Origin of the sequence: Nitrospira sp. NS4 (assembly GCF_049546785.1) — a bacterium.
Taxonomy (GTDB): domain Bacteria; phylum Nitrospirota; class Nitrospiria; order Nitrospirales; family Nitrospiraceae; genus Nitrospira_D.
The window spans coordinates 280,001-292,896 of the sequence record NZ_JBMWAN010000004.1; the positions used below are offsets into that span (position 1 = coordinate 280,001).

Genomic DNA, 12,896 nt, shown 5'->3' on the forward strand with positions numbered 1-12,896 from the left:
AACCGGCGGCTGCGACGCCGTCGGCTCTGTTTTTGGACGCATGTTTGCGATTCCGCCGCGGGAAACCACCTACTTTACTCCGAACGCGAAATTCTACGTAGTGAACTATGCCGACAGCGCCGTCTCCGTGTCGCGCGAAGTCAATATTGAGCAGTGGAAACTTCAGATCAAAGGCGTCGTCAAGAACCCGCTGTCGCTGGGGTGGCGCGATATTTTGAATCGCGATTCCTATGATCAAGTCTCCACATTGATGTGCATCGACACCTTGCCCGGCGGCGACAGCATGGGCAACGCGACATGGCGCGGCATTTCGCTCAAGAAACTCCTGCAAGAGGCAGGGGCCGATGAAGACAGCGCGCGCGATGTCATCTTTCGCGGCATCGACGGCTACGACGACAGCATTCCCTTCACGCGGGCCATGCAAGACGACGTCATGCTCGCCTTTCTGATGAACGGCGAAAAGCTGCCGAAAGAACATGGTTTCCCGATCCGCCTCATCGTGCCGGGGCTGTATGGCATTAAAAATGTGAAATGGATCGTCGAGATCGAAGTGTACCCCGGAGATTATCAAGGCTACTGGCAGCGCAAAGGCTGGACGGACGACGGCACCATCAAGATTTTCTCCCGCATCGATTCACCCGGCCATTACCAAGGATTGCGAGGCCCCGAACACAAATTCCGCGGCATCGCGTTCGGGGGACCGAACAGCATCAGCAAGGTGGAATTGAGCTTCGATGCCGGCCGCACGTGGAACGAGTGCGAGATCGAGAAACCCATGTCGCTCTACTCCTGGGTGATCTGGAACTACACGTGGAAGCCGCCGAAACGCGGAAAATTCCAAACGGTCGTACGGGCGTGGGACACGAAAGGGCACCTACAGATTGCAGACATCGTCAGACCCCAGCCGGCGGGAGCAAGCGGGCTGCACACGATTATCGCGGAGGTCGACCATGTGTGAGTCCCCCTCTGCGGGCAGCTGTCGTCGCTCGGCTTCACACCCGAGAAGTCAAGCCTTTCGACCAAGACAACCATTTCTGCCCGTCCATATCATTTCACTGATATTCGTGGTCATCTCCCTCCCGGGATGCTCAGCTTATCTGGCTATGCAGCAACCCGAACAAAGGCACCTCAGCGCTCTTGAACCGGGAACACCTCGTGCCGCAGTCATTGGAACATTGGGCATGCCCGAGAGCGCACAGATCGACCAGGGTACAAGAATCGACCTGTTCCACTTCAAAGAGGGCTACGCCAGGGAAGTGAAGGTACTCCGAGCCACTTTTCATATCACCGCAGACGCGTTTACGCTCGGAATGTGGGAACCATTCGGGATTCTTTTTGAGCATTGGGCCAGCGGGACAGACGTCAGGTTGCGAGTGCACTACGATGCGCAGGATCGCGTGAAGACCTTCGACATCCTTTCCACTGCGAACGCGCTACTTATTACCGCACCCTCAAAAACTCCCCCTGCCCTGGCAGAAGTTCCCCTTTCGCCTTCCATGACTTCGGTTCTCATGCCGCAGCTTATCACCGCGTACCCTCAAAGACTCGCGGTGATTCTTCCGCAAGCGGGACCGACCTCGTCGTTCGTCTCCTCCGGCCTCGATCTCACATTGGCCTACCTTCGATAATTCCACCCGTCGATGACCATCGTGGAACGCGAAAGTCTCGAACCGATGACACAAGAACTCCTCTTGCAGCACACAGGCAGAGTGCAGGACGACACGATGACCCGAATCGGGGGATGGAAAGGGGCGGACGCGCTCCTCATGGTGAGGATTGAACAAACACCGGCTGGCCGGCTTGAGAATATTGCACAGCGCGGGGGCGAAGAGGTTCAAGCGGTTGAAATCCGCTTGGCTCAGGTCGAAAGCGGCCTACTCCTGTTCCGGCAGACGGCAGTGGCCACCATCCAGGTTCCGGCTCCGGAATCAGATCGAATATGGCCGGATGAGGTTCTGGAGACCGCCCAGCGCAGAACACTCAGGGCCGCCTACACCCATGTACTGGCAGCATTGGCAGCTTCGTTTGGCGACAATCCCTTGGGGCTGGTGCCGGATGTGACAACTCGCGGAGGAGGAATCCGGCATCTGGGCCTGCTCCACGGTAGCCCTGGGCATTATGCCGACCTCAGACAAGGCGACCTCGTCATCGAAGCGGATGGCAAACCTTACGTGAGCGTGACACAGCGCCTCGCACTTCCAGTAACGCCGCTCGTGGAAAGGGATGGCGTGCGAAAGGCAGTCCGTGTTTTGCCGGTGAGGGAGAGTGGAGGATGATGATACGTCCGCAGCCGACCGGCGCAAATGGACGGCACACCATCGTGCCCGGGATGGAATCAGTCCGACAACAAGATCCGCCCGGCGTTGTCCCGAAGGTTTAATGTTTACCGCCCTCGCATGTCCGATCCAACACCTCTCTGAGTCTTTATTTCTGAAGCACGTGCTGGATAATCCATCAAAGCCACGGCTGGCGATCCACGCTTACAGGATCCGCCGAACATCAACCTTCGAGCTCACCTCACACAACTTGAGTCCTGACACGGCAACGGTAGTCACGGACAATGGCGGCCGGGCGTCCTGCCAATGCCGGAGATCCGGCCTCGGGCGCCTTTCAGCAGGCAGGGAACCGTGCTCATCATGGCCATCCGGCCGCCGACCTCAGAACGCTCCTTTGCCCTCGCCGGGCTGATCGAGAAACCATCCTTCGGCATCACCCCGATCGCATGTAGGCAATGCGGGCAATCTCGACACGATCCTCAGGATAGACACCAGTCATCCACTCTCCTCGCTCACAAGGCCTCCGGCATAACATCCCACGCCCCTTGCTCCTTCTTTGCCGTTTTGATACAAGCCGGTCCACCGGATCACCCATGTCGTTGACCATTGTCTTCATCGTAGCCATCACCGCCGCCATTCACGCCCTGTTTGGCGTGGGGCTGCTGCTGTTCGGCACTCCGCTTCTGCTCATCCTCGGGTACGACTACCTGACCATCCTGCGCTGGCTGCTCCCGATCGCCCTGGCGATCAATCTGCTCCAAGTCTGGTTTTATGCGTCACGTGTCGACTGGGCCTTCGTGCGCACCTGTGTGCTCTTCAGTCTTCCCGGCGTAGTCGCTTGCTCTCTGGTCGTGACGCGCTTCGATCTGGCCATCAGACCGATCGTGGGGGTCCTCCTGATCCTAGCAGCAGTGCAACGCCTGTCCTCCTCGACCGATCGAGCGCTTGCGCACGTCATGCGCCACACCGCGCTCTACTGCGTCGTCATGGGAGCCGTACAAGGTCTCACCAGCTTAGGGGGATCGTTGCTGAGCGCGCTCATCCACTCAAAAGCGTACGACAAGGACCGCGCGCGAGCCACGACTGCGGCGACCTACGGAATTTCCCTGATCGTCCAACTGCTCTTACTGTTGAGCGTCACCCCTTCAGGCACTACGCCCATCGGCTACCCCCTGCTGTTGGCCGCTATCGGATTGGGCACCTTCGCGCTGGTGGAGCAAACACTCTATGCCGCGCTAGACCGGGATCGGTATCACGCCATTCTCGCGGGTTTTCTCTTCGCCTCCGGCCTCCTACTTCTGGGAAAGACCGCCCTTTCGTACTAAACCAGAGCCACCCGACAACCGGGTGAAATGCCCCTCTAGCACGCACCCACGGGATTCGCTATCCTCCCGATGTCCACCGGCTCATGCATCGACCTCAACTGGAGGAACCCATGCCATTGATCATCGTCTTGATTCTTACCTCATTGACTGTCATGACAGGCTGCAACACCGTGCCCTCCGCATCGTCTTCCTCATGGACGTCCCAGGCCGCATCGGAGCCTCACCGGCGATCGATCGCGATAGATGGCGTCACACTCAGCATCTTGGAAGCCGGCACCGGTGATCCAATCATCTTCGTGCACGGCGTCGTCACCACCAGCAACATTTTCCCCAAATATCTCAGCGCGTACTCACCGGACTTCCGGGGTATTGCAGTGGATCTGCGCGGCTATGGCGATTCGGAGAAACCGGCGGAAGGATTCACGATCGCACAATTCTCGAAAGACCTCATTGCGCTGGCCGACAAACTCGGCTTCGAGAAACCTGTGTGGGTCGGCGTGTCGATGGGCGGGATGATTTTGCAACAGCTGGCCTTGGATTATCCCGATCGGGTCCGCGCGCTTGTGTTGGTCTCGACGACGGACGGGGCCATGGTACTCGACAAAGACCTGCCCACCATCGGCAATCCGCGAGATTTTGGTGAAGTCTCTAAAAATATCATCGTCGAGAGCTTTCCGCCCGGCACTTCCCCTACCCTCTACCAGCCGTTGCTCGACCGCATTCCGACATGGAACGCCACCGTCCTGCGTGAAGCCTTGACGGACATGGCCCGCGCCAACGTCCATGGGCAGATCACGAAGATCGACGTGCCGACGCTCATCGTTGTAGGCGCCAAAGACGATGTCGCAACGCCGGCGATCGCGCGTGGAATTCAATCACAGATATCCGGCGCCCGACTCGTCGAGTTCAACACCGGTCATTTCATGATGGCCGAAGACCCGGAACGATTTCGCACCGTGTTGGGGAATTTTCTGCGGGATATCAAGCGATAGCGAATTGACCGCGTAAGGCGCCCGGCTAGAAGCCGTTGACATCCGCAACAAGCCGGCATATCTCATCCCCGCACGATCGAGCCATACCGACCCGACGAAGAGGGTGCTGACAGAGGCCCGTTATAGAGCCCGCTGAACATCAGCGCCCTGCTTCGCTAAACAGGGCTCCAGGCCTGGCTCAGCCGCGGTGGTCACGACAATGGCGGCCGGGATATCCTCCCAATGCCGCAGATCCGGTTTCAGCGCGCCTTCCAGAACCTGCGGGGCGGTGCTCATGATGGCCACTCCCCCGACGATCGACAACTGACAGAGCGCCCCCTTGCCGTCACCTGCCGCATCGAGCAGACACCCACCGACCATGACGCTGGCTCCTGCAGCCAGAGGAATAAGGCTGTACGCCACGCCGAACGGAAGCCGGATCCAGGTTTGCACGTTCAGCAGCGGATGATAGGCCCCGCTATGGCGCATGGCCACCTTCTCGAACCAGCTTTCCGTTGACAATCGAAGTCCGGTTTCAGAAATGCAGGTGTTCATGAACGGCTGTGTGGGCGTGACAGAAAAATACCCGCTGGTGGAGTTGGTGAATTCCAGGTCCCAATCGAGCCGGGGGAACGTGCCGACCCGATACACCCGCCATGAGGCCTCGGCGCCGTCTCCGCTATCGATCCGGCGCACCCGTTCGCCGGCAAAACGACGCAGCGCCGCGTCCTCCTTCTTAGTCAGATGAGGCAGATCCCGGAGACGCAACCAATCGACGCGAGCCTCACCGATCTCTCCCAGCTGTTCCCACAGGATGGCGGAAAGCAGAAGGTTGACCGGATCTTCGCCGTAATTGTAGATCGGCGCAAACAATTCATGATCCAGGGTCCTCAGCTCAACCTTGGCCTCTTGATCCTTATGCACCCGGAGGTAGCTGGACGCCAGCAGGATGCTCAGATAGCCCCGCTCGTAACTTTCCATCACATACTCGATGAAGGTGCCGTCGGGAACAAATACATTGGCAGCCTCTCTTGTGACAGAGAATGATTTGTGCCTGAACTCTGATCGGGCTTGGGCTCCATACGTCAGCACCAGGTCATCGCAGTGCGCCGTGAATGCGGCCGACAGCAGATTCAACACCTCGATTCGCTCAGCATCCTGGAGATTCTTCTCAAGCTCGCCGCAGACCGGATCGGCTTGCTTTCGGACTTCCGTCGCAGGGCATCCCATCAGCGTGCCTGCAAGACAGACCACGCCGGCACACAACGCCAAGACCCCTCTGATTGCGAACTGGCGAGAGCTAGACATTCCGCTTCTTGAACATCATGAGGCCCGCGTAGATTGCGGTAACAGTCCCTCGACAGACCGGGAGACAGTCCGCAAGGCCCGCTCGGGAAGACGGAACATGCCGGTATCTGATCTCGCTCAAGAGATAGGCTCGATCGCCACCGGCTTTGTGTGATGGCTGGCTAAGGCCCGGCAACGGCGCTGCACAGGGTCAATCGGGCACATAAGACCACGGCTTGCCCTGGCCGGTGCGGTGGATCCGAAAGGCACGGGTTCAAAATTTCGGTCTCCACGTGCATCCATAGAGTGCGTTACTTGCGGCGTATCGCGAGATGCTTGGGCGGTCGACCCACGCGGATCTTACCCTTCCTTGCCCGGAAGCGCCGGCCCTTCTCAAGCTTCTTGAGCTGAGACTCGATGCCTGCTTCAACAATACTGGTGAGGGTGAGCGTGGGAGTCCAATAGACAACGGTGCGCATGCGTTCAATCAGCACCGTCGGCAGCGAGAGCGTGATTCTAGTCTTGGGCTTTATAGGACGAATAGGTTTCATATGGCGTGACAGCTACCGAATTAGAGGTTGATACGCTTGCGAGGAATGTGTCTTCCCCTCCTCGCCGTTGACGATCTACAGCCTAATACAGCCGCCTCTCCAACACAAGCCCACATTCAACACCAATGCCGTAGTGGATTCCCCCGATAACAGGCCATCCCTTACCTTGCCTCTCTCCAACCCCGGCCCTATAGCCACAACCGTGCGACACTCACCGACGCCTCACGATCCCCCTTGGCCTTCCTCCCGGTTCCGCACCTTGAGCAATCTGCGCCACTTCCTGCTCCGTGAGTTCCCGCCACTGGCCGGGCTGAAGGTCCCCCAGCACCATCGGCCCGATCGCCACACGCACCAACCGCAGCGTCGGATGCCCGACCGCAGCGGTCATGCGCCGGACTTGCCGGTTCATCCCTTCACGCAAGGAGATCTCCACCCATGCGGTCGGCACGGTTTTGCGAAACCGGATGGGCACGGGGCGATCGGGAAGCGATGGCTCCTGCTCAAGCAGTCGGACCTCGGCGGGCCTGGTCCGTTTTCCACTCAACAACACACCATCCCGCAGCCGCTTCAAAGCTCCCTCGTCGGGAACCCGCTCCACTTGCGCCAGATAAACCTTCTTCAATTTGTGCTGGGGATCCGTAATGCGATGTGCCAGCACACCATCGGAGGTGAGGATCATTAACCCTTCGCTGTCATGATCGAGCCGCCCTGCTGCATAGACACCGGGCAGATCGATATAGTCCGCCAATGTCGGCCGTCCCTCGGGATCTGTAAAGCACGGCAACACCTCATAGGGCTTATTGAAGAGAATTGTCCGGGGTTGTCGCATCTGCATGGTCTCGCAAACAGATTGGCAGGCACAGGCAACAAGGTCAAGGCCGGCGAGGCTACTCCAGGAAGCCCGCCCACACGGCAACACGCTCCGGCGATCGATCTGTCAGGCTCGCACAGCCGGCTGCCGATTCCGCCACAATCGTGCCCAATGGCAGCAACACACCATCAGCTCTTGTCCCGACCCATATGATGCGGAGATCCGTAGGCACAGGCCTACCAATCTTCCAGCTTCTCCCGATACACATCTTCCTCATTCGCTCCACAAACCGCACAGTCGTCTCACAATGCCAAAGGATTGCTGGGGTTGCCCAAGATGAAACCCGCCCGTGCCTTTGGCCCGCCGTATCACTGCGGCACTCCAATTGCTCCCTTTCCCATCGACGGTCTGGCACACCGGCGGCAGCTCGAAGATAGCGCCCACTATTTCTCAACCAGGTGGTTTCACGATGCTTCGGTTTGCACAGGTGCTCGTATTGGCTACATTTTTCTCTGGCGGGTTGGGCATACGGATGGTCTTCGCCGCGGAACCGGCCCCGGCGGACCAAACTGACAAGAAAGACCGGATCGGCTCGAAAGCCGACGATCAGAAAACGGACGTAAAAGCAGACGCCACCGGCAAGTACGCCACCCTTTGCAGGTAGCTGCCTACAACCCCTTCACCTCCGACGACGCCAGCAGTATCCACAGGCCCCCCTTCGCATTCAGAACACATTGAGAATGGCTGAATTTCCAGCACTGCCCGCCATCCATTACGTGGGCATTGAGCTTGCTCAAGGAGAGAGCTCCTATTCGTCCACCTCCTTCACAGGAGGAGACAGTGTACCGACAGACCCCGCTCCCTTCCCTCGCCTTCCGCACCGCATCCCTGATACTGCTCTTTGCCATCGCGCCGATAGGATGTGTGACCAAGGACGCCCATATCAAGGCTCTGGGCGAGATGAATGCGGCCAAGAAGCTCTCCGCCGAACGGGCTACGGAACTGGAACAGCTCAAGAAACAGTCTCAGGCGCAAGCCGATCAATTCACACAGCAAATCGCAGGCCTGCAGCAACGCCTCGATCAAGAGGCGGCCCTGAGGAAAACGGCCGAGGACACGGCTGCGGCTATCGCCAAAGAACGCGAAGCCCTGGAAGCCCGTTCCGGCGAGTTGCAATCCAACCGGGAAGACGGCAACCGCGCAAGCGGAAATCTCCAAACTGCGTCAGCGCGCGACAGACATGGAAGCGGAAGCAGCCCGAGTTGCCAAAGAGCGGGAACAACTCCGTCAGCAGCAGTCGCAACTCACCGCCACGCTCGAACAGGAACACGCGCGGCTGAAAGCCGGAGAGGCGGAGAAAACCCGCCTGACACAGGAACAAACCCAAATGACCGCCAGCCTCGAACTGGAACGCCAACGCCTGAAGGCGGAAGAAGCCGAGAACGCCCGCCTCGAACAAGAGCGGGCAGCCAAGGAAGCGGAGATCGCCCGGCTGACGCGCACGCAGGAAGAGCTCTTGAGATCGCTGCAAGATGAGATTGCGAAAGGCAACATCACGATCCAGCAGGTCCGCGACCAACTCACGATCAACATGGTAGATCGGGTCCTGTTCGACTCAGGCCAGGCGCAGGTCAAACCGGCCGGCATGAAAGTCTTAAAACAGGTGGGGGACGTGCTTAACAAGATCACCGACAAGCAAATCCGGATCGAAGGGCACACGGACAACGTCCCCATCAGCCTGAAGCTGCAGGACAATTTTAAACGAACTGGGAGCTGTCGACGGCCAGGGCCACCACCGTCGTGCGCTACCTGATTGATCAGAGCGGCGTGGACCGCCAGTACCTCTCGGCTGTCGGCTCTGCCGACACACGCCCCGTGAGCCCGAACGAAACCGAGGAAGGTCGGAGTGCGAACCGGCGCATTGAAATTGTCCTCCACCCCAAAGACCTCTCGAAGATCTCAGGGCAGTTGGCCTCCAAATAACCCGTCCGCTGACTCGGGCGCCCATCATGGAGACATGATCGCCGCCTCCACCCTGCCTGACGACTTCACGCTCTCAGGGAACATTTCCTTCTTACGGCCACTGGATGCACCAGCCTGACGCCGGCCGCAACCGGCACAATCCTCCCCCGACGTCTCGCAAGCACAGACAACGCTTGCGCAGACAAACCAATGACTCGCTCCCTGGCGGGAACCGTAACAAGACACCCTCTATGGTTTATTTTCATAAACAGGAGAACAGGATCGGAGAGCAAAAAGGCGAGTCTAATTATTCAGCTTCTCGTTGATTTTCCTGCCAGCTTTTTCAAAGCCCTCGCCTGTTTTTGTCGCGGCTTTCTTCAGCTTCCGTTCAATCTTATCGCCGACGTGTTTGTCTTCCACTTTTTTGACGACCGCTTTCGTCTTCTCTTCGATCTTCTGCCCGACGCGTTTCGCGGAGTCTCCGATTCGCTCCAAAATCCCCTTTGACTCCTCGGCCACCCCGGTGCCGGCTAGAAACACCAGGACCACACAAGACAAGACACAAACAACCCACCAGCGAGATATCTCTCGAGCCATTGCAGACTCCTTCCTGAGTAAAAGCATACCATGCAAGGCTGGACTTGTCCCTTCACATCCCCCTTCCATCCCACCCTACCCTGTAGATTATACTGTCAGATGTCACCTCCTTTCATGAAAGGACTACTCATGCCTTGGACGTATGCCATGGGTTCACGCTTCCGTAGTTCCGCCCTATCCCTCCCCATAGTCCTGCTGCTCGGCCTGGCGGCGCCTGCCCAGGCGGAGATCACGCCCTCGGCCCTCGACCGGGCGAAACTCGCGACCATCGGAGTGCTGGAGGACACGCAGGATCAACGCACCCCCGACAAACCGGGAAAGCTTCTTGTTCGTGGCACCGGCTTTCACCTGCGCGACGGCTACATCGTCACAGCCAGGCACGCGGCAGAGAAGCACGATGCCACGACCGGAACCGTCATTGAAAAACAGATCCGCATCCTGACGACTGATCTCCACGAACTCCCAGCCGACCTGGTCGGAGACAGCGCCTTCATGGATGTCGTCGTCTATCGCGTCGCCGAAGCACATCGCCCCAAGCTGCGCGCCACCGCCTCCTTTGCCTCCGGCGATGTGCAGCCGGGCCAGGAAGTCTTCACCGTCGGCTATCCGATGGGCTGGGGCCCCACCATGTCCTTCGGACACCTGGGCAATACGAATACGTTTCTCCAAACAGTGGACACGCGGTTGATCCAGGCCGACGTCGCCGCCTGCAGCGGCAACTCCGGCGGCGGGCTCTTCAATGACAAGGGCGAGGTCGTTGGGATCATGCACGCCATCATTCAAACCGAACGCGACGACTCCACCGCCCATTGCAGCCGCATGGCCTTTGCCATCCCGGCAATCTTAGCTGAACGGATCGTGAACGCGGCCCTGGAAGGAAAGCCCCTGACCTTCTCAAAAATGGGTATTCAGATGATGGCCGTAAAGGACGGCACCAAGTGGCGCATGGCCGTGAAAGAGGTGAATGAGCCGTCCAAGTCAGCCGGTATCCAAAAGCACGACATCATCATCGCCATAGACGAGACCGAGGTCGATGATGCTAAACATTTGAAAAATTATCTGATTGAACGCACGATCCCCGGCCAACAGGTCCGTGTCAAAGTCCGGCGCATCGATACAGATCTGACCTTTACGGTGACACTAGCAGGCGGGTGACCCTGGGAGCGCCTGATACCAGCTGTTGGCCCGGACAAGGGTCACCGGCTGGTCAAACAGGCGACTGAGGTGTATGTCGGTGAGCAGGTTGGCTTTACTGCCATCCGCAACAATCTGCCCTTCTTTGAGCAAAACTACCCGCTCGATCTCCGGCGGAATTTCGTGCAGATGGTGGGTGACCAGGAGCACCGTCTTTCCTTTGCGGATCTGGGCGCGCAAGAGATCCAGATATTGAAAGCACGCTTTCAGATCGAGTCCACTCGTCGGTTCATCCAGGACCAGCACGGACGGATCGTGCACCAGCGCGCGACCGAGGAGAAACCGGCGTTGCTCGCCGGTTGAGAGGTGACCGAACCGGCGGCCGGCCAGAGACTCGATCCCCAGTTCCCTCATCACCTCGCGCGCCCGCGCGACCTGCGCCTCGCTGAACTCCTGATACTCGTACGTGTCATTGCTCGCATAGAAGCCGGACAAGATGACGTTCAACCCCTCCGCGCAGATCAGATAGTCGCGCTGAAGATCGTGTGAGACGAGACCGAGCCGCCTCCGTACCTCCCAGACATTGCTGTATTCTTCACCGAAAAGCCGGACGCGGGTCTCGTCCAATGGCACGGGATGCACGCCGCCGGCCAGGAGCTTGAGCAACGTCGATTTCCCGGCGCCGTTCGGTCCCAAAATCGCCGCATGCTCGCCTTCCTGCAGGGCAAAAGAAAAGTCTGAAAAGACGCAGGTATCTCCCCGATAGACGGTCGCTTTGTGAATATCGATGATGGAGGACATAGAAGCCCGCTAGGCTTCGTGGGGATTGGAGTGAGTTTTTGTGGAACCGACAGACTTGGATGACTTGGCGGACTTATTCGGAGATGCTGGAATCTTCGGCGTCGCCGTCTTCACGTCGGCATTCTGTGCGCGATGCAGCAAGGCGTGATCCATGAGGACCAGCGCCATCATGGCTTCGGCAATCGGCGTGGCCCGGATGCCGACACAGGGATCATGACGGCCGCTCGTCTCCACGACGACGGCATTGCCGCCTTTGTCGATTGAACGGCGCGGGATGCGAATGCTCGAGGTCGGCTTGATGCCGATGGTTACGACCACATCCTGGCCGGTCGAGATGCCGCCGAGGATGCCGCCCGCGTTGTTGGAGAGAAATCCTTCCGGTGTCAGCTCGTCGCCATGTTCGGAACCGCGTTGCGTGACCGAGGCAAAGCCAGACCCGATCTCGACCGCCTTGACCGCGTTGATGCTCATCATCGCGCCGGCGAGATCCGAATCCAGCTTCGCATAGACCGGACTGCCCCATCCGACCGGCACATGTTCAGCCACGGTCGTGATTTTGGCCCCGACGGAATCACCGGCCTTTCGCAGCTCATCCATGTAGGCTTCACACTTGGCCACACCGTCAGGATCGGCCGAAAAGAACGCGTTGTTACCAACCGAGTCCCAGGTCTTGAAAGGCAGCTCTATCGGTCCCAATTGGCTTAAATAGCCGCGGATGACGACTCCGTACATCTCCGAGAGCCACTTCCTGGCAATCGCCGCAGCGGCCACACGCACCGCCGTTTCCCGCGCTGAGGACCGTCCACCGCCGCGATAATCTCGAATGCCGTACTTCTGCCAATAGGTATAGTCGGCATGGCCGGGGCGAAACGAATCGATGAGGTTGCCATAGTCCCGGCTGCGCTGGTCTTCGTTACGAATTAAGAGGGCGATTGATGTGCCGGTCGTCTTCCCTTCGAACACTCCGGAGAGAATCTCAACGGTGTCCGACTCCTGCCGTTGAGTGACGTGCCGGGACGTGCCGGGTTTTCGTCGATCGAGATCATGTTGAATGTCTTCCGCGAAGAGGGGCAAACCAGGCGGGCACCCGTCGACGACACAACCGATCGCCGGCCCGTGGCTTTCACCAAAGGAGGTGACGGTGAACAGGCGCCCGAAGGTATTACCGGCCATGGGAAGAG

The 12,896-nt window shown here is 58.8% G+C and carries 16 protein-coding genes (1 of these 16 cut by a window edge); 9 read left to right on the forward strand and 7 right to left on the reverse strand.

Annotation, left to right across the window (positions count from 1 at the left end):
• From ACO9S2_RS13180 to ACO9S2_RS13200, 5 genes are all read left to right on the forward strand, one after another.
• Positions 1-958: the 3' portion of a molybdopterin-dependent oxidoreductase gene (locus ACO9S2_RS13180; RefSeq protein WP_423722838.1), read on the forward strand. Its footprint begins 80 nt before the window's first position; only the last 958 of its 1,038 coding nucleotides appear in the window; the start codon falls outside the window, past its left edge; it ends in the stop codon at positions 956-958.
• A gap of 223 nt (positions 959-1,181) precedes the next feature.
• Complete coding sequence (locus tag ACO9S2_RS13185; protein WP_423722839.1) at positions 1,182-1,628, forward strand: hypothetical protein; 447 nt, start codon at positions 1,182-1,184, stop codon at positions 1,626-1,628.
• A gap of 96 nt (positions 1,629-1,724) precedes the next feature.
• The gene (locus ACO9S2_RS13190) at positions 1,725-2,276 is read left to right on the forward strand and encodes a hypothetical protein (protein WP_423722840.1); all 552 of its coding nucleotides are present in this window, start codon (positions 1,725-1,727) and stop codon (positions 2,274-2,276) included.
• Between the two features lie 593 nt (positions 2,277-2,869).
• Positions 2,870-3,601, forward strand: coding sequence for a hypothetical protein (locus tag ACO9S2_RS13195; protein ID WP_423722841.1), 732 nt, complete (start codon positions 2,870-2,872; stop codon positions 3,599-3,601).
• A 110-nt stretch (positions 3,602-3,711) separates the two neighbouring features.
• The gene (locus tag ACO9S2_RS13200; protein WP_423722842.1) at positions 3,712-4,593 is read left to right on the forward strand and encodes an alpha/beta fold hydrolase; all 882 of its coding nucleotides are present in this window, start codon (positions 3,712-3,714) and stop codon (positions 4,591-4,593) included.
• A 120-nt stretch (positions 4,594-4,713) separates the two neighbouring features.
• Here ACO9S2_RS13200 and ACO9S2_RS13205 read toward each other — a convergent pair whose 3' ends face one another.
• From ACO9S2_RS13205 to ACO9S2_RS13215, 3 genes are all read right to left on the reverse strand, one after another.
• Complete coding sequence (locus tag ACO9S2_RS13205; protein WP_423722843.1) at positions 4,714-5,880, reverse strand: hypothetical protein; 1,167 nt, start codon at positions 5,878-5,880, stop codon at positions 4,714-4,716.
• 290 nt (positions 5,881-6,170) lie between these two features.
• A complete protein-coding gene (locus tag ACO9S2_RS13210; protein ID WP_423722844.1) occupies positions 6,171-6,410 on the reverse strand; it encodes a hypothetical protein in 240 nt (79 codons plus the stop codon).
• A 211-nt stretch (positions 6,411-6,621) separates the two neighbouring features.
• Positions 6,622-7,239: a pseudouridine synthase gene (locus tag ACO9S2_RS13215; protein ID WP_423722845.1), complete on the reverse strand. Its 618-nt coding sequence runs from the start codon at positions 7,237-7,239 to the stop codon at positions 6,622-6,624.
• A gap of 451 nt (positions 7,240-7,690) precedes the next feature.
• Here ACO9S2_RS13215 and ACO9S2_RS13220 point away from each other — a divergent pair, with 451 nt between their 5' ends.
• On the forward strand, positions 7,691-7,885 hold the full coding sequence (locus ACO9S2_RS13220) for a hypothetical protein (RefSeq protein ID WP_423722846.1): 195 nt from the start codon (positions 7,691-7,693) through the stop codon (positions 7,883-7,885).
• Positions 7,886-8,046: 161 nt separating this feature from the next.
• Here ACO9S2_RS13220 and ACO9S2_RS13225 read toward each other — a convergent pair whose 3' ends face one another.
• Entirely contained in the window at positions 8,047-8,439 is a 393-nt protein-coding gene (locus ACO9S2_RS13225; RefSeq protein ID WP_423722847.1) for a hypothetical protein, read from the reverse strand.
• A 22-nt stretch (positions 8,440-8,461) separates the two neighbouring features.
• Between ACO9S2_RS13225 and ACO9S2_RS13230 the strand changes: the two genes are divergently transcribed.
• Together ACO9S2_RS13230 and ACO9S2_RS13235 are read left to right on the forward strand one after the other, a co-directional pair.
• Entirely contained in the window at positions 8,462-9,034 is a 573-nt protein-coding gene (locus ACO9S2_RS13230) for an OmpA family protein (RefSeq protein WP_423722848.1), read from the forward strand.
• Positions 9,022-9,204 (forward strand): OmpA/MotB family protein, encoded by a 183-nt coding sequence (locus tag ACO9S2_RS13235; RefSeq protein WP_423722849.1) that lies wholly within the window; start codon positions 9,022-9,024, stop codon positions 9,202-9,204. Before ACO9S2_RS13230 ends, ACO9S2_RS13235 begins: the two co-directional genes overlap by 13 nt.
• A 282-nt stretch (positions 9,205-9,486) precedes the next feature.
• On the opposite strand, the gene ACO9S2_RS13240 is transcribed toward ACO9S2_RS13235, so the two are convergent.
• The gene (locus ACO9S2_RS13240) at positions 9,487-9,780 is read right to left on the reverse strand and encodes a hypothetical protein (RefSeq protein ID WP_423722850.1); all 294 of its coding nucleotides are present in this window, start codon (positions 9,778-9,780) and stop codon (positions 9,487-9,489) included.
• A 129-nt stretch (positions 9,781-9,909) separates the two neighbouring features.
• Between ACO9S2_RS13240 and ACO9S2_RS13245 the strand changes: the two genes are divergently transcribed.
• Positions 9,910-10,935 (forward strand): S1C family serine protease, encoded by a 1,026-nt coding sequence (locus tag ACO9S2_RS13245; protein ID WP_423722851.1) that lies wholly within the window; start codon positions 9,910-9,912, stop codon positions 10,933-10,935.
• On the opposite strand, the gene ACO9S2_RS13250 is transcribed toward ACO9S2_RS13245, so the two are convergent.
• Both ACO9S2_RS13250 and aroC read right to left on the reverse strand, forming a co-directional pair.
• Entirely contained in the window at positions 10,921-11,715 is a 795-nt protein-coding gene (locus ACO9S2_RS13250) for an ABC transporter ATP-binding protein (protein WP_423722852.1), read from the reverse strand. The genes ACO9S2_RS13245 and ACO9S2_RS13250 overlap by 15 nt on opposite strands.
• A 9-nt stretch (positions 11,716-11,724) precedes the next feature.
• A complete protein-coding gene (gene aroC, locus ACO9S2_RS13255) occupies positions 11,725-12,888 on the reverse strand; it encodes a chorismate synthase (protein WP_423722853.1) in 1,164 nt (387 codons plus the stop codon).
• Between the last annotated feature and the right edge of the window lie 8 nt (positions 12,889-12,896).